Source organism: Aeribacillus sp. FSL W8-0870, assembly GCF_037963755.1.
Lineage (GTDB): Bacteria > Bacillota > Bacilli > Bacillales > Aeribacillaceae > Aeribacillus > Aeribacillus composti.
This window is the reverse complement of the sequence record NZ_CP150165.1, coordinates 3,808,394-3,825,203: the sequence shown is the minus strand read 5'-3', so window position 1 is coordinate 3,825,203 and position 16,810 is coordinate 3,808,394. Positions and strand designations below refer to the sequence as shown.

Sequence of the window (16,810 nt, the reverse complement as noted above, 5' to 3'; positions counted from 1 at the left end):
TTTATAAATACAATTGTTCGATGTTAGGCTAACATAGGAGGATGAAGGGACGGTTTTGATTGCTGAAAAAGAGACTGCTTTGAGGTATTCAATTATATCTGCGTTTTATTTAATAAAGAAAGCAGGCGAATCATCTGGATTATATAGATGATTCGCCTGTTTTTACCTGATTAAAGTAGGGGCCTTTCTGTGTTTTGTGGCTTGTTCGTAAGCGTAGGCCATTCCAATTAGTGCGGATTCGCTCCACATTTTTCCAAATAAGGCTAAGGCGAACGGGGATCCGTTTTCGAAATAGCCAGCTGGAACTGTGATCAATGGTAAACCGCTGATATTTATTTCTGATATTGTTGTTGATTGTATATTTTCCTCTTGGATGTTTGGAATTGCAGTCGGCATTTGAGGATAGACAAATCCGTCAAGCTGTTGGTCCTCCATCACTTGATAGATAATTCGGAGCAATTCACCTTTCACTTCATTGAATTCTGTCAAATCTGGTAAAACACTATGATCTGCCATAGCTTTCTCTTCATTGACAAAATCCGAAACTAAAGCAAGTGGTCCATCTTCTGTCCATGGGACCGCCCCCGCTTTGTCGAATACAGTTTTAATGGAAAGGGTTTTATCCTCTGGATCCAGATTTTTTGGGTACTTTTCAAGGTCATAAAAAAAAGTTTCCATTCCTAAGAAAGTATTTTTGGATGAAACATACTCAGCGAGCCCTGTCCCGGCAAACGGATCTTCAACTACCTCTGCACCTTGTGCTTTTAGCATTTCAATGGCAGAAGCATAAAGCTTTTTTGTTTCATCAGAGAGTTCCTGTGTACGCCATCCCGGTCCGTACAAGCCGACGCGTTTGCCTTTTAGATAATTTTTATTAAGAAAAGCAGTGTAGCCTTCTTTAGGAATATTCCCGATTGCAGCAATTGTTTTAGGATCTTCTTTTGAATACCCAGCCATCACACTCAGCATAATTGCAGCGTCTTGGACAGTACGAGCGTGCGGTCCCAAGACATCCCGAGTACTGCCGGCAAGAGGTGTCACCCCAGTTGTTGGGATTAATCCGAAGGAAGGTTTAATTCCAACTAAGGCTTGAGCTGCTGCAGGAACTTGAATGGATCCGGCCGTTTCTTCGGCGACGCCCAGCACAGCTAAGTTTCCTGATACAGCAGTCGCCGTACCACTGCTGCTTCCGCCTGGTGAAATCGACCGATTTACTGCGTTATATGTCGGACCGTCCCAGCTATTGTTTGCATTATAGGCACAACTAAAAGCAGGAATATTAGTCTTACCAAGAATAATCGCTCCCGCTTCTTTAAGTCTTGTTACAACCGGGGCATCCTTTGTTGGCATTAATTCGATCCCGCCTGCTTTTTTACAAAAAGGTGCCCAGCCAAATGTCGATGGATATCCTGCCATATCCACCGCTTCTTTTATAACAATTGGAATCCCTGCCAGTGGTCCAAGTTCAGCTCTTTCTTCATACAGACGATCCATTTCTTTCGCGTCTTCCAAAGCATTAGGGTTCATGAAGGTGAATGCGTTATAAATTTTTTCAAATTGTTCAATTCTATTTAAATAGGATTGAACAACCTCTTGAACTGTGTATTCACGATTTTTGTACCCGGCTATGAGTTCGTCTACAGTCACTTCTTCAAATCGGAAACCTTCGCCAACAGATTTTAGTAAAGTACTTTTTTCCAATTGTAATAACACCTCTTTGTTTTTATTTTTATATTCCCTAACACTAGCATTGCAGTAATTAAATCTGATGATTCAAAATGCTAAGAATGTTCAATTTTTTATTGATTTCGAAACAAAAAAATCCTTTACAATGGTAGTACAGGTGGTTCCTGTCCAAATCCAATCGTAAAGGATAACCGTTATGGACAAGAATACACTAATTTCATCATTTGGTAAATGGGTTTCACCCATAAATATTCAAAAACTTAGCGAACAAGTCAAAGAATTGAAACAGGACTATTACACAAAAAAGCTGACAACAGAAGCCTATATTAAACTTTTATTGGTAGCCCAGCTGCTCGAATTTAAGAGCTTAGAGGAAATGAGTGATGCACTTGTAGACGAAGATCTTCAAAAAGCACTCGGATTTGAATCGATAAGTGCCTCTCAGCTATCCCGAAAAAACAATCAGATCAACCCACTAATTCTTGCAAATTTGTTCTTGGATCTTGTTTGGAAAATTCAACGGTACCATTATCAAAACGGAAAGAATATGCCACTGAAAATCATTGATTCAAGTACACTCCCGTTGAATTTGACCCATTATAAATGGGCAAAATTCCGTAAAACAAAAGCTGGTGTAAAGCTACACTTACGGCTCGTTTTCATGGATAAAGACACCGTCTATCCTGAAAAAGCAGTGATTACGACAGCAAAAGAACATGACCGAAATCAACTCGAAGTCCTAGTGGATGATCAAGAAGCCATGTATGTGTTTGACCGCGGTTATGTGGACTATGAACGTTTTGATCGGATGACAGATGATGGCTATTTCTTCGTTTCAAGACTGAAGAAAAACGCAGTCATTCGTGAAGTCTATACATTTTCACTTCCTGATGATTGTCACGTTCTATCCGATAAAATGGTCTACATTGGTACCACACAAAATCGTACTGAAAATGTCTTTCGTCTACTAGAAGTTATGGACACAAAAGGGAACTTACTTCGTTTCATCACCAACCGATTTGATTTAAAACCAGAAGAGATAAGTGATATTTACCGATCTCGCTGGGCTATTGAACTCTTTTTCAAATGGCTCAAGCAACACGTAGAAATTAAGCACTTTTATGGAATGAGTGAAACAGCTATTCAAAATCAAATTTTCTTAGCCCTGATCACGTATTGCTTACATGTTCTCATTCAATTGGAGATGAAAAGTAAGAAATCCCTACTTCGAATTACTCGTTGGTTAAAGAGAGCTCTGTGGAAACCAGCTTATGTTTGGTTGCGAAAATTTGATGGGCGAGCCAGTCCATAATTTCCCTTTTGTCGTTGTCCCTCTGGTTTAACTGTATATATTTACCAAATGGACAGTGCCATCTTTCTTTAGGTTTTGTCTTTTTGGCACAAATTCACAAAAATTAATTAACAGAAAATTCTAACTTTATTTATGCAATGCTAATGATTCCCTAATACAAATTTAAAATCCTATTATTTGGATTGACTTAATTTTGTTACATATATAAAACTCACTGTATTAACTTGGCAGATCATCTTACATAAAAATTTGAAAAATCAAGAAATGTGTGCTAATGTTTGACGTTGGCAATCCAATAACCCGAACGTTTAAGATCAGTAAACCCTGCCTTAATTTTAATTAGATGAAACATAGGTCAATATAACAACCTCGCAATTCTGAAAAAGGAAGAGATCTACAGAGTCAACTATTTGAACTTTCAAGCTGCCAGAAGAGCCTTATTCGAATTTATAGAAGGCTGGTACAATCGGAAACGGATTCATAGCTGCCTGGGCTATATGACGCTACAAGAAACAGAAGACAGTATCAAAGGGGCAGCGTAGTGCTCTTCACAATTTTACAAACATCCGCTTTACATGGAGTGGCGGGTGTGGTAGGCTTGTTTGCCATGCGAAAGAAATTATTGCCCCTTTCGCCCTTCGCATAACACCACGCCCGCAGAGGCTCCATGTCAAGCGACCAGCGATGTCAATGAGATCAAAATTAAATTTCACTTATTGGTGTCCAAAATATTGACTTAAATCCAATGATCAACAGCAAAAGGGTGTAATGTATAGTGTATGCTTGCAAAGCTGTCTTGTTTGATTTTCATGTCATGTGGAGAAAATGGGTAGTGGACAATGTTTAAAGGAATAGAAATCATTATACAGTTTATATTATGATGGTGTTAAATGGACGATATTTATTGGAGTGATGATGGTGAAACTGGCATTCACTAATATTGGTATGGTGGAAAAGGCGGAAATTGAGTTAAATGGCTTAGTATGCATTGCGGGCGAAAATGATACTGGAAAAAGCACCGTTGGAAAATTGTTATTTTCGATTGTCTATGCACTTAATCATTTTGAGGAAATGTTTGAGCAAGATCGCACCCATTATTTATTAAATCAAGCAGAACTGTTTTATTTCAGGCTTCGCCGCTTAATTCGTTTATCTGACGAAGATCGTTTGTTTTTTGGAGTGGAATTTCAACATGAATTATCGCATTGGCTTAATTCTGGTGAAAATGTGACGGAGAAATTAACAGCAACAATTGAGAAGCGTCTATTGAAATTAGAACATTTGCACTTAGATGAAGAAGGAAAGAACCTATTAGCGGATATGCTTACGGAAGTTATTGACTTTTTGAATGTTGCCCGTGATGAGGAAAAAATAAAGCAAGAAGCAGTGGAAATGGTGATGAGAAGCGAATTTCAAAAATCCATTTCACGTCTTAACAATGAAAACGCTGAATCGCTTGTTTCGATTACGGAAAATCATCAAGAAATTCTTCGCCTGGCTTTAAAAAACAATCGTTTGACGGAATTTAAGTCGGGAGATCCTCTCTACTATAAGGATGTTATTTATATTGAATCGCCATTTGTATTTTACTTTATCGATTTGCTGCAACGATTTATGGCTAGACGCCTAATGCAAAGAACAAATCGGGACCAAAGCATTCCATATCATTTAAAAGATTTATTTGAAAAGTTGAAATCGAAAAATCCGCAAATGTTTTCGATGTCAGAACATATTGCGAAAGATGTAAGTGAAAATTCACTATATCATTCTCAACTTGAGAGCTTAATGGGCGGGAAAATGTATTATAAAGAGATGGAAGATGAATTTGTTTTTCAACGGTCAGGCGGGCAGGAAGAAAAGTTTGCATTAATCAATACAGCCACAGGAATTAAAGCGCTGGGAATTTTCCAATTGTTGTTGCAGTCGGGATGGTTGACGAAGAGAACGCTTCTTATCATTGATGAACCTGAAGTTCACTTGCATCCTAGCTGGCAAATAGAGTATGCGCGAATTTTGGTCGAGCTAGCCAAAAGTGAAGGGGTCCATATATTAGTAAATTCCCATAGTCCATATTTTATCGAAGCTCTTAAAGTTTATAGTGACCAAAAGGGGCTTGAAGAGGATATGAAATTTTATCATGCCCAAAAAATTAGCACGTCTTCATCTGTCATTCGAGATGTTACGAATCAGCTCGAGGAAGTTTTTCATCTATTAACAGAACCTTTTCACCAATTAGAAGAGGAGACATTGCGGGATGATGAAGATAGATGAGTTAAAAGCGCTATTGCAAAACAAATACAGTGAATTTTTTCAATCCATCGAGGATATCAGCAGGGATGATCAAAATAATGAAAGTCTTTGTTCTTCCCCCTTTGTTTGCTTATCTTTTGATAAAGTTATTCAAGATTTAGCAAGTAAAAAGGGGGAAGATGCATTAAAATCCCCCGACCTTCTTCATATTCAAGACAATCAATTGTTTTTTGTGGAATTTAAGAATGGCAAAATTGATCAAAAAGAGCGGCAAAGCCTTAGATTGAAGGCAATCGAGGGGCCTTTCATAGGTCTATATGAAATGATAAAAGAACATGATCCTTCTATATCATTTCATGACATCGTCAAAATAGATAAAGTATATTACGTAGTGTACAATGAGGAAAAAAATCCGCAAAAAAGAACAGCCGGGTTACTTAGACATTTGGGAGGGCAACAAATCCGTTTTTCTTTAAAAAAATATAAAGGCACTTTCATGAAGGACGTAAAAACGATATGTGCAACCGTATTTTTAGAATCGGTTGTTTCGAAGTGGAAATAGATGAAGAGTGTCTATGATTGATTAAAAGTTTAGTAGTTTTCATATCGATGGTGCTGGCTACATTGGCAGGGCAGTCACGGGATGAAAGAGCTGTTGCATAGAAAAAGGTCGCTGTGCTGCAACTTATCGACCGGTCATCGGTATTTAGTGGATGATCGCGCGGTGTTTGTGCAAGGGGATTTAGGGAACAAAGCGGATCTTGAACCGATGTTTGAAAAATACCCGATTCAAGCTGTCATGCATTTTGCGGCGAACAGCTTAGTCGGCGAATCAGTGGTGAATCCGCTGAAATATTATCAAAACAACGTTGCTGCTACATTAACGTTGCTAGAAACAATGTTGAAATATAATGTGAAAAACTTTATTTTTTCGTCTACTGCGGCAACGTATGGGATTCCGAATGTCGAATTAATTACGGAAGATTGCCCAACAAATCCAATTAACCCATACGGCCGTTCGAAGTTAATGATCGAACAAATTTTAGCGGATTTTGCTTCTGCGTATGGTTTGAACTATGTCGTCCTTCGATATTTCAATGCGGCTGGGGCGCATGAGTCGGGAGAAATTGGTGAGGACCATAACCCAGAAACGCATTTAATTCCGATTGTCTTGCAGCATTTGTTAGGTCAGCGCGACAAAATTTCTGTCTTTGGTACGGACTATAATACACCAGATGGGACATGCATTCGTGACTATATCCATGTCACCGATTTAGCGAAGGCGCATATTTTAGCGCTGGAAGTATTGTTGACTGGTAAAAAGAAAACTGCTATTTACAATCTCGGCAACGGCTTAGGTTATTCCGTTAAAGAAGTGATAGAAACATGTGAAAAAGTCACGGGACGTAAAGCCGTCATTGAATACACTGACCGCCGTCCGGGCGACCCGGCGCGTCTTGTCGCATCCTCGCAAAAAATTTATGAAGAACTTGGCTGGAAAGCGGAATATTCATTGGAACAAATCATCGAAAGCGCGTGGAAATGGCATCAGTGGAAAGGGACCAAATGGTCGAGCTGCCCTTGATGGGGCGGTTTGTTTTTATGGGCGCTGTTAACTGAATATTCGGTCTATTAATTGGTTAATAGGGCGTGCTGGCGGTCAGTTATGGAGCAGTCCATGCGTCACAGGTATATTTTCGTAAAAAATTTATGGAGGAAAAAGGATGAAGAAGAAACGTGTAGGAATAAAGGGATTGATGTCCATATCACGAATATGGGAAGATGAACTAGGAGTGATTGGCGAAACAAATGTGGGCAGTTCTGTTTAGGCGATGCGCATGAGTGTTTATTGCAAAATAAAAATACAGAGTTCTGCAACAAAAAAATGCAGAACTTGATTGCATAAAAAAAGGCTTGCCAGCTTAGTGGCCCGTGGAAGCAACCTGCCCACCCCTAAAATAGGGCTAATTTAAATGTTTTCACAAAAAAACGCACCCAGCAACAAACAGCGTTACTGGATGCGATCAGTAGGAGTATTTTTAAAACGGATTATAAAACCGGCTTCCATCATGGAATGTGATGATTAAGGTGACAATGAACAGAATAGTAAATAGAGCGATTGCAAAGTAGTCACTTTTTTGAAAAGGTCTTGCACTATACCATGTGCGTTTTTTGTTTTTGCCAAAGCCGCGCAGTTCCATTGCGTTGCTGATGGTGTCAATTTTGTTTAGGCTTGATAAGATAAGCGGTGTAAGGATGGAGGCGGCATTTTTGATCCGTTTAGGAAGTTTTTCTTTGCGGGACATGTCAAGGCCTCTGGCTTGTTGGGCGCGTGCTATATTCCGAAAATCCCGCTGTACGTCCGGTATATATCTTAATGCCAAAGAAACAGCATACGAAATTCGATAACTCACACCGATGCGATTGAGGGAAGCGGCGAATTCGCTCGGATGAGTCGTCACAATAAAAAGCAAAGCCGCTGGGATCACTGTGAAATATTTTAACGTAATATTCAATTGGTAAAAAAGTTGTTCCAATGTGACGTTATACCTTCCTGATATTTCAAATAACACATGGCTGGAGCCGTAAATTTTTACTCCTTCTTGCGGTGAAAAGACATAAATGGCAACATTGTTTATGAAAAGAAATACTAAAATAAATACAACAACAAACAATATCTCTTCAAGTTTAATTTTTGAAATAATAAAAATGAGAATACTAATTAAAAATAAAAATAGTAGAATACGAGTGTCGTATGTCAGCATAGCTGCAGTCGACCATAAGATAAAGCATATTAGCTTTGTTACACCTGTCAACTGATGAACAGGAGATTTTCGGTCAATATAAGATAGCATCTCGGCTGCCAACCTGCCTTACCTCCCGATCATATTCTATGAAACGTTCCACAAACTTCCTCGGTTCTGGTATTCCTGTTTTTAATGCCAGGTTATAAAGAGACGTTTCCTTTAAATTTGCCTGTTCAATGATGTCAATATCAGAAAGGACATTGACAGCTGAGTCATCGGCAATTTTCCTGCCTTCTGCAAATACAATCGCTCTTTCTGTATACTCCAGCATTAAATGCATATCATGAGTAATCATCATAATCGTGACGCCTTGCCGATTTAATTGAGCAAGAAACTCCATAATATCAGTATAATGGCGAAAATCTTGTCCGGCAGTTGGCTCGTCCAAAATAATGATTTCTGGTTCTAACACTAAAATGGAAGCAATCGTAACCCGCTTTTTTTGACCGAAGCTTAATGCTGAAATCGGCCAATTCCGAAATGGGTACAGCCCGCAAATTTTTAATGTATTGTCGACGCGTTCTTTTATTTCAGCTTCCGCTACGCCGCGAACCTTTAAGCCTAAGGCTACTTCGTCAAAAATCATATGCTTTGAAATCATATGATTTGGATTTTGCATGACCATGCCGATTTTTAACGAGCGTTCTTTAATCGTTTCGTTTGTTATATCCTTGCCGTTAAACAATATGCTCCCTGAGGAAGGCTTTTCAAATCCACAAATTAATTTTGTAATTGTAGATTTCCCTGCTCCATTTTTTCCAACAATGCTCACCATTTCCCCTTTGTTAATTGAAAAAGAAACATCCTTTATCGTTTCGTGACCTGGTGAATAGCTAAACGAAATATTTTTCAGCTCTAAAATTGGTTTTCCTTCTTTACTTGGCGTTTTTGGATTTGAATCTTCAAACCATTCCAACAAGTTTTTTCGGCATAAATCCGCTTTAAACTGATTGAAATCAGCAGGATGCATATCTTCAGTTAGTTCGCAACCGGCATATTTGACCGCTTTAATATATAACGGCTCCCGTATATTCGTTTCTTCTAAAATGTTAGTTGTTAAAAGCTGGTCAGGGCTCATATCAGCTACTATTGAGCCGTCATTGACCACAATAATGCGATCGACATGGCGATATAAAACATCTTCTAAACGGTGTTCAATAATGACAACGGTTGTATTCGTTTCTTTTTGGATTTTGTCGATTAAAGCCATTGCATACTTTCCAGTAGCGGGGTCAAGGTTTGCGAGCGGTTCATCAAACAACAGGATATCCACTTTGTCAACCATTACACCAGCGAGGGAAACCCTCTGCTTTTGCCCGCCTGACAAATGATGGACAGAGGCAGGCAAATAATCATCCATTTCGACCATTTTGGAAGCATCTTTTACGATCTCGAACATTTCCTTTTGCGGAGTGCAATCATTCTCCAGTGCAAAAGCTATGTCTTCACCAACAGTTAATCCTATAAACTGGCCATCAGGATCCTGTAAAACAGTACCAACCATTTTTGATAAAGCAAAAATATTTAACTCCTTTGTTTCCTGACCCATTACTTTTAAACTTCCGGTCATTTCTCCTTTATAAGAGAAGGGGATTAGACCATTGATGCAGTGGCCAATGGTGCTCTTCCCAGATCCTGAAGGCCCAACGATTAAAACTTTTTCCCCTTCGTAAATGTTTAAATGAATATTTTTTAATGTTGGATTTTTTTGGCTATAATACTTAAAGCTAAAATTATGAAATTCAATCACTCGTTTTCTCATTCGTAAAAGCTCCTGTAAGTAAATATGTTGTCAAAACTCACAATGTGCTTTTATTCTTTATCAAGACTTCCTTTTTGACTGCGTGTTTTTGCATAGAGTAAAAGAAGAAGTGTTCCAATGACGGCAACTGTTACCATATTGGAAATTCCAACAACTAATCCTTGCAGGAAGACTTTATTTGCTGGCTCAGCATAAATCAGTATATCAAGAGAAGGTGCGACAAGGAACCAGCCGATTGCTTGAACAATCACCTGAACAATATTAAATGTAATAATTTTTTTAGTGCCGAATTCACCAGATTCGATATCGATGCTTTTAGAAGCCAGACCAATTAAAAATCCGACAAGCAAGCTGACAACAACCCAACTCCACCAAATAGATCCATAAAATATTAAGTCTTTTAACGCATGACCGATAAGTCCGATTAAACCGCCTGCGACAGGCCCAAAAATAATTGACATAAGTGCTAAAAATGCATAAGTTGTTTCAATATTGGAATTTGGTATCCCTGTTGGAATGGACGCAAATCTTCCCAGAATAACAAAGACAGCTGCTCCAATTCCGATTGCTACGATTGTTTTGATCGATAGATTGTTTTCTTTCATGAACTTCCTCTCCTTTTTTTTATTTTTATGATTATATTGAATTTCCATTATATACGAAATTCGGTACTTTGCAGATAGTGATTTTCCATTTGGCACCTGCTTCAATATGGTAGGCCTTCGCAAATGATCCTTGATTGATTGCCACACCGATTTTGTCGAGCGAATTGACGTAAAGCAAAGGCTCGCCCAAATGACTATCCGCAAATGATCTGCCAAACGTCATAATATTTTTATATACTTGTCTTGTTTCATTTTCAATCGTTACTTCAAAAGAATCTCCGTAATCTACGTCTAACTTCTGAAACAAGCTGCGATCAATATTGGTCCATAAGTTTCCAAAGCGGACATCAAGTATATCAATATTCCCTTTAATCGCACCATTTTGAATATAGGCTTCTAAAACTGGCAGTTCAATTAGCGAATCGATTGGAATTTCCGGCCCCACCTGTTCAAACGTAATCACTTCGGATGCAAGCCGTGCGCCGGTATAAGCGTAAATATCACGTCCATGGAAGGTATAAGAATGCCCGGAATTTGGCAGCCGGTTTACCTTTTCATCGATCAGCCTTGCTTCTTCGATCCCAATATACTTCTTTATATGTGTGATCGTTCCATTGTCGGGTGTCACAATATATTGGTTTGATTTTGTCTTCACAACAATGCTTCTCCGTTCTGAACCGACACCCGGATCAACAACAGAAATAAATACCGTCTCCTTTGGCCAATACGATATCGTTTGGTACAGCCTATAAGACGCTTCCCAAATATTATATTGGGGAATATCGTGGGTCAAATCAAAAATCCTCAGGCTGGGATTAACATTCAAAGCGACTCCATACATTGCACTGACAGCTCCATCGCTTAATCCAAAATCAGTTTGAATAACTAAAAAACGATTCATAAATTTTCCCCCATACATTGTTGTTTTATAAAAAAAACCACGTCTTTATCTATATAGATAAGGACGTGGTTTTGCTCACGTGGTACCACCTTACTTCACTGTTTGCTCGCACAAAACAGCCTCTGCCAGTACTACGGGCTTAATCCCTTCATACTGTGGTATTTGTAACGAGTACCAAACTCGGCGGAACCTACTTGTACCTTCGTGCTTTGTTGGGATAAAACACGAAAATAATACTTTCAGCACGCAACTCAGAGGCCATTGTTCGGGTTCGTATTTTTGCTTCTTCTCAGCTACCGAAGCTCTCTGTGAAAAATAACTGAACCTTACTTTTCCTCTTCATAGTTATTGTAAGAAAATTATTAACAATTTTTTAATTAATTATAATCACCGCCGCGAACATGTCAAGCGTTGGAATACGAAAAGTATGGAATGTGGCGGGGATTTGGTGCGGTGTGCTGGATATTAGGCTTGATGTGGAACTTTTTTAGGTCTGATGTGGAAAAGATTTAGGTCGAATGAAATATGTTTGTGCGTGTGTGGAACAAACTTGGTTCGGATAGTGAACAACCTTTTGCACGGCTGTACTTCACCCGTAGTGGGCTTAAAAACGCAGATATGCTTCGGTATACTGACGGTTATCCCCTTTCCCGACGGTCACCATGGCAGGATTAAACACACCGGCACTTTGCTAATTAAAATGGTAACCTAAGAAAAATGAGGAAGGATTACTCATGTTCTTGTTTTTTGGAAGACAACTAGAATCTATTTCTAAGGAAGGAGGCACTTGCTGTGTAAAAGGGCTTACCTTTTGGTATAGTTTTTGGCTCTGTGCAAAATTTGTCGAATCATTGGTGATTGAAAGATAAGATAAGGTGTATTACAATAACATTATCAGAACATACGTTCTGAATGTATATGGTGACAAAGTTTTCATTAGAACGTCTGCTGGTTGAGATTTGTCAAGAAGTGCGTTTTGTAAGGCGATGCACTTTCTTTTATCTGAAAAATCTGCAAATAACTTCGGCTTTTCTTTAGATAAACCTCAGCTCCCCTCCAAATTCTCCTCGAAAGGATGATTCCCATTATGAAGGAATACCTCGATTTAAAATTGGATTTTATGTTTAAACAATTGTTCGGCCATCCGAGCCGAAAGCAGCTTACAATCGCTTTTTTGAATGCGGTTTTGCATCGGACAGGCCATGATCGTATCATCGATGTGCAGTTTGATAACACAGAGCTGGCAAAAGAGTTCGAAGAAGGGAAAATGAATCGGCTTGACGTGCTCGTGTGGACCGACCGAGGCGAGCGGATTAACGTGGAAATTCAAATCATTGACCAGCACGATATGCCGGAGCGGATTTTGTATTACTGGGCGAGGCTCTTTTCCCAGTCGCTCTTCAAAGGCCAAGGGTACAGCGAACTTCCTCCCACCATTATGATTGCAATTCTCAACTACCCGCTCTTTCCGCATGAAACCGATCGGTTTCACACCATCTTTCATATCCGCGAAGATAAAGAACAATTTCTTTGGAGCGCGCATCTTGAATTTCACGCCATTGATTTATCACAATTTATGGTAAAATGGAAGAAATATAGACGTGATGTGAAGCGATCTTCGGAGTGGCCCTGGTTGATGATGCTGTCAGCGGTGGATGCCCGGAAACAAGAGATTGATGAGACGATTCTCAAGGAACTGGAGGTGTTGGCGATGAACGAGCAAGAAATTCGCGAAGCATTGGAAGAGTGGGAGAAGATAAGCGTCAGTTCGGAAAATCGCTACGCGTATGAAATGCGGCTGAAATGGCTGCGGGATCAATTGTCCAATCTTCTTGGCGAGCGGCGTGCGGGGATGGAGGAAGGGTTGAAACAAGGGCTAAAGCAAGGTCGGGAGGAAGAACGGAAGAACATGATCCGACATATGTCGGCGAAAGGAATGGCAGCGAAAGATATTGCCGATCTCACTGGACTTGCGGAAGAGGAAGTGCGAAAGTGGTTGAAATAGATTGCCTGTCATTTGTCGAAGCCGTTTGACAGTGGTTTAGGCTTATTCATCCGAAGAAGTAGTGGAAACGTTAGAAAACCTGCCGCCTAATAAGGCTTTGCTGCGCCATCGAAAAATAAATGTAGCACTCGGTAGGCGAAAAAAATGAAAGTGCTCTTGCATGAAACTGAAGATCGCACTTTCCTTTTAAAGGACTTTTCCATGCAAGAGCTATTTTATATCCCCTAATTTTTGAGCTACGGGTATTATTCAATAGAAACCATGCTGGTCATTCAGCATGGTGGTATCATGGACTCTAGCGATTGGGCAAATCGCCGAATTCCCTCGGGAATGGATTTTGTTTCTACTCGGCCGTAGGTAAAACGTATATATTTAATTAATCATATTGAAAATAAAAAAGAGTCACAATCTGTATCTCAAATATTAAGAAGTATGCCAGTTTGGGGAAAATGGTACGGACCTGGACATGGTGGCGGTGTACCAAAAAATAAATTAGATTCTTTATGTATGACACATGATCTTTGTTATAAAGTAAAAGGATATTTCGATTGTGGCTGTGATAAAGCTTTAGTAGCTGGGATAACTGCCGCTCTTCTATTTATGAAATCTGACGAAAAAAGAGCTGCCTTAGCAGTAGCAGCTTACTTTAGTATAGCACCTTGTAAAAAATAATAGAGTGGGGAATTAAATGATTTATAAACTTATCATGTTTATAATATTTTGTATTTTAATGTTTATAGGATATTTAATTGAATGGATTACAGGAGGAAGACCTTGAATTTAGGATCATTATCTTAGTCAGTTCTTGAAAATACAAAACATCAGCTAGTACTTTCGCTTGTTGACAAAGTCTCTGCTTAGACAGTCTACAAGCTTTATTACTATATCTAAAAGTTTGACAGAGTACACTAAAGAAAAGCCCGAAAATACTGGTGTTTTGTACTATACCCACAACACGGGGGTGTCTAATAAGTTGTTTTTACGGCATGATTTTACGTAATAGCCGACCAAGCCCTAACTTTTCCCATACCTTTCGGAACAGATAAACCGGCCCAAACTCTTTTGTCCAAAGCACGGAGACAGAAGAGGAAGAGCCTTGCCCGTGAATTCGGTCAAAGTAACGCTCTGAAAATTTGGCTAATCCCTCGATTATGTTATCGACAGAGCCATTCTCTAATAAATGTTCTAACCTCCCTAGATTACAAAGCGTTTGTTGCCGAACTTTATTGTCTACACGAAATGTACGACAAATTTGTAGTAGATATTGACGAACAGAACCATTTTTATTTTTTTGCTTGGGTCAGGTGCCTGTCACCACTCGATGCCCTGTCTGAACTCAAGGGATGGTAAAAAAAGTATACATATCCGTCTGTCATGACAAGGGATGAGAGTCCAAAAGCACTTACGCAGGAAATTCAAAAAATGGTTCGCTAACCTATGACTTACACCTGTTTTCAGCGAACCAAAAAAGCTCCAACAAAGTCTTGACTGACTCCGGAAAACGATAATCATACACTAATGCATATTCATCTGTTAAAATATTAATTATATTCTGACAAAAATAAAACCTATCGTTTTCGGAAGCAAGAGGTATTCTTTCGAAAAATTTACATCCATGAAACAAAATCATTAAATATACAAAGTAATCTATATATGGAATAAACGGTTTGCGGCCGTTTTATCACCGACAGAATGGGGGAGGGTGCAGTGGAGAAGATTGCCTCGCATGCGTATGAAAAGCCGGGCTGGAAACTGTATGTTTCGTTGCCGATTTTATCGTGGGCGTTGTATGATTTTGCGAATACGATTTTTTCCTCGAATGTGAATACGATTTTTTTCCCGCTTTATGTTTCGGAAACGGTGGGAAAAAGCGAGAGCTTGAACCAAATCGCCAGTACATTTATTTCGTATGCAAATGCGTTAGCCTCTTTCTTTTTAGTGATATTTTCACCTTTATACGGCACATGGATTGACCGGACCGGGAGAAGAAAGAAATGGCTTGGGATTTTTACGACTCTTTCGGTTACGGCAACTTTGCTTATGGGTGTTGCCGGATATTCGAATCTTGGGAATGCCATGTTTGGATTGCCGGCGTCTTTTGTCATAATCGTGCTTTTATTTGTCGCAGCAAAGTTTTTTTACCATTCGAGCCTTGTTTTTTACGATTCCATGATTTCCAGTTTGGGGAATAAACAGGAAATACCGCTTATCTCCGGTTTTGGCGTTGCTGTCGGATATGTCGGAACGCTTGTCGGGCTCGCTGTGTATCCGTTTGTTGGAGAAATGGATTACTATCGGGCTTTTATTCCAAGCGCCCTTTTGTTTCTTCTCTTTTCTTTCCCGCTGTTTTTCTTTGTCAAAGAAGAAGCCGAAAAAGCCGATGCCTTAAAGCGAAAGGCCGGATTTTTTGCAGGCTATCGGGATATTTATGCAACATTAAAAGAAATGAAAAAGTATCAAAACATTTTTACTTTCATGATTGCTTATTTCTTTTTGAATGATGCGGTGGCAACGACGATCGCCATCATGTCCGTTTATGCCAAAGTCATTGCCGGGTTTACGGCAGGGGAGTTCATCCTTTTATATTTAGTCTCCACAGTTTCGAGTATTATCGGTTCCTTTCTTTTTGGCTATATTACGAGAAGCAAGGGAGCCAAAAAAGCGGTTTTGTATGTCGGCATCGTGATGTGCATCGCACTGGCGATAGGGGTGCTTGCTTTTTCCAAGCTATCTTTTTGGATTGCTGGGAGTTTGTTCGGCGTCAGTTTAGGAGCGATGTGGGTCACTTCGAGAACATATATAGTCGAACTTTCCCCGCCAGATAAGCAAGGGCAATTTTTCGGACTGTTCGCTTTTTCTGGAAAAGTGTCAGCCATCATTGGTCCAGCGATTTATGGAAGCATTACCCTCCTTTTTCATTCATATGGAAACATTGCCAATCGGTTGGCGATGGGATCGCTTTTGATGATGGTGCTCCTTGGCATTTTCTTTTTGCAGAAGGTAAAGCCACAGAAGCCTGCCGCGCCGAAAAGCTGATGAGAGGTTTTAAGGAGGACATTGCCGAAAGCTATTCCGTCATTGAAATCATGGAAGCACAAATAACTACCAGCCGCCATCTGGGCGCTCTTGTTCGTCTTTCTTGTTGCCTCATCGCTAAAAATTTATGAAGAACTTATTTTAAAAATTGGTTCTAAAATGAATTGACTTAACCGGACAAAAAATTAAGGTCAAGTAGATGAACAACCATATCTGAGCATACTGCTTATTTAGCATAAATGATTCGAATAGAAATTTTACATGGAGTGGCGGACATGTTAGGCTTGATGCCTTGCGAAGCAAGGATTGGCGCTCGCTCCTTTCGCTAGGAAACATGTCCGCAGAAGCTCCTTGTCAAGCGATATAGACCTAAAATTTTATACAGGGAATGGAATATTCGTATTTTGTCATTCATACATTTTTTAATTGCCAAAACAGATAAATTA

11 protein-coding genes, 2 pseudogenes and 1 other annotated feature are annotated in these 16,810 nt (G+C 39.5%); of the genes and pseudogenes, 8 read left to right on the top strand and 5 right to left on the bottom strand.

Annotation, left to right across the window (positions count from 1 at the left end; translation table 11 throughout):
- Positions 1-162 precede the first annotated feature (162 nt).
- Positions 163-1,701 (bottom strand): amidase, encoded by a 1,539-nt coding sequence (locus NSU02_RS18395; protein ID WP_339193540.1) that lies wholly within the window; start codon positions 1,699-1,701, stop codon positions 163-165.
- 181 nt (positions 1,702-1,882) lie between these two features.
- On the opposite strand from NSU02_RS18395, the gene NSU02_RS18390 reads away from it, so the two are divergent.
- The 5 genes and pseudogenes from NSU02_RS18390 (at position 1,883) to galE (ending at position 6,833) form a co-directional block, all read left to right on the top strand.
- Entirely contained in the window at positions 1,883-2,998 is a 1,116-nt protein-coding gene (locus NSU02_RS18390; RefSeq protein WP_339193538.1) for an IS4 family transposase, read from the top strand.
- Between the two features lie 371 nt (positions 2,999-3,369).
- Positions 3,370-3,540 (top strand): annotated as a pseudogene (locus NSU02_RS18385) (IS3 family transposase); the annotation flags it as partial.
- Positions 3,541-3,910: 370 nt separating this feature from the next.
- The gene (locus NSU02_RS18380; protein WP_339193536.1) at positions 3,911-5,269 is read left to right on the top strand and encodes an AAA family ATPase; all 1,359 of its coding nucleotides are present in this window, start codon (positions 3,911-3,913) and stop codon (positions 5,267-5,269) included.
- Complete coding sequence (locus NSU02_RS18375) at positions 5,253-5,810, top strand: hypothetical protein (protein WP_339193533.1); 558 nt, start codon at positions 5,253-5,255, stop codon at positions 5,808-5,810. The genes NSU02_RS18380 and NSU02_RS18375 overlap by 17 nt, the downstream gene beginning before the upstream one ends.
- Before the next feature lie 43 nt (positions 5,811-5,853).
- Positions 5,854-6,833, top strand: a pseudogene (gene galE, locus NSU02_RS18370) (UDP-glucose 4-epimerase GalE).
- 454 nt (positions 6,834-7,287) lie between these two features.
- On the opposite strand, the gene NSU02_RS18365 reads toward galE, so the two are convergent.
- Genes NSU02_RS18365 through NSU02_RS18350 form a run of 4 tightly spaced genes read right to left on the bottom strand, consistent with a single transcriptional unit; the run spans position 7,288 to position 11,323 of the window.
- Positions 7,288-8,115 carry an energy-coupling factor transporter transmembrane component T gene (locus tag NSU02_RS18365; RefSeq protein WP_339193531.1) on the bottom strand — a complete coding sequence of 276 codons (828 nt, stop codon included), beginning with the start codon at positions 8,113-8,115 and terminating at the stop codon, positions 7,288-7,290.
- Complete coding sequence (locus NSU02_RS18360; RefSeq protein WP_339193529.1) at positions 8,087-9,817, bottom strand: ABC transporter ATP-binding protein; 1,731 nt, start codon at positions 9,815-9,817, stop codon at positions 8,087-8,089. Before NSU02_RS18360 ends, NSU02_RS18365 begins: the two co-directional genes overlap by 29 nt.
- A gap of 50 nt (positions 9,818-9,867) precedes the next feature.
- Positions 9,868-10,422 carry an ECF-type riboflavin transporter substrate-binding protein gene (locus NSU02_RS18355; protein ID WP_144597802.1) on the bottom strand — a complete coding sequence of 185 codons (555 nt, stop codon included), beginning with the start codon at positions 10,420-10,422 and terminating at the stop codon, positions 9,868-9,870.
- Positions 10,423-10,453: 31 nt separating this feature from the next.
- On the bottom strand, positions 10,454-11,323 hold the full coding sequence (locus NSU02_RS18350) for an S-adenosyl-l-methionine hydroxide adenosyltransferase family protein (RefSeq protein ID WP_094244298.1): 870 nt from the start codon (positions 11,321-11,323) through the stop codon (positions 10,454-10,456).
- A 56-nt stretch (positions 11,324-11,379) separates the two neighbouring features.
- Positions 11,380-11,675: a binding site (T-box leader), on the bottom strand.
- A gap of 732 nt (positions 11,676-12,407) precedes the next feature.
- On the opposite strand from NSU02_RS18350, the gene NSU02_RS18345 reads away from it, so the two are divergent.
- The 3 genes from NSU02_RS18345 to NSU02_RS18335 all read left to right on the top strand — a co-directional run bounded on the left by NSU02_RS18345 (position 12,408) and on the right by NSU02_RS18335 (position 16,364).
- Positions 12,408-13,328: an Rpn family recombination-promoting nuclease/putative transposase gene (locus NSU02_RS18345; RefSeq protein WP_339195848.1), complete on the top strand. Its 921-nt coding sequence runs from the start codon at positions 12,408-12,410 to the stop codon at positions 13,326-13,328.
- Positions 13,329-13,760: 432 nt separating this feature from the next.
- Positions 13,761-14,000 (top strand): hypothetical protein, encoded by a 240-nt coding sequence (locus tag NSU02_RS18340; protein WP_339193526.1) that lies wholly within the window; start codon positions 13,761-13,763, stop codon positions 13,998-14,000.
- Positions 14,001-15,020: 1,020 nt separating this feature from the next.
- Complete coding sequence (locus NSU02_RS18335; protein ID WP_339193525.1) at positions 15,021-16,364, top strand: MFS transporter; 1,344 nt, start codon at positions 15,021-15,023, stop codon at positions 16,362-16,364.
- Positions 16,365-16,810 lie beyond the last annotated feature (446 nt).

Bases quoted from the DNA above. Each gene is read 5' to 3' on its own strand.
- NSU02_RS18375 (WP_339193533.1), top strand. From the start codon at position 5,253: ATGATGAAGATAGATGAGTTAAAAGCGCTATTGCAAAACAAATACAGT.
- NSU02_RS18350 (WP_094244298.1), bottom strand. From the start codon at position 11,323: ATGAATCGTTTTTTAGTTATTCAAACTGATTTTGGATTAAGCGATGGA.
- NSU02_RS18340 (WP_339193526.1), top strand. From the start codon at position 13,761: ATGCCAGTTTGGGGAAAATGGTACGGACCTGGACATGGTGGCGGTGTA.
- NSU02_RS18335 (WP_339193525.1), top strand. From the start codon at position 15,021: ATGGGGGAGGGTGCAGTGGAGAAGATTGCCTCGCATGCGTATGAAAAG.
- NSU02_RS18360 (WP_339193529.1), bottom strand. From the start codon at position 9,817: ATGAGAAAACGAGTGATTGAATTTCATAATTTTAGCTTTAAGTATTAT.
- NSU02_RS18380 (WP_339193536.1), top strand. From the start codon at position 3,911: ATGATGGTGAAACTGGCATTCACTAATATTGGTATGGTGGAAAAGGCG.
- NSU02_RS18390 (WP_339193538.1), top strand. From the start codon at position 1,883: ATGGACAAGAATACACTAATTTCATCATTTGGTAAATGGGTTTCACCC.
- NSU02_RS18355 (WP_144597802.1), bottom strand. From the start codon at position 10,422: ATGAAAGAAAACAATCTATCGATCAAAACAATCGTAGCAATCGGAATT.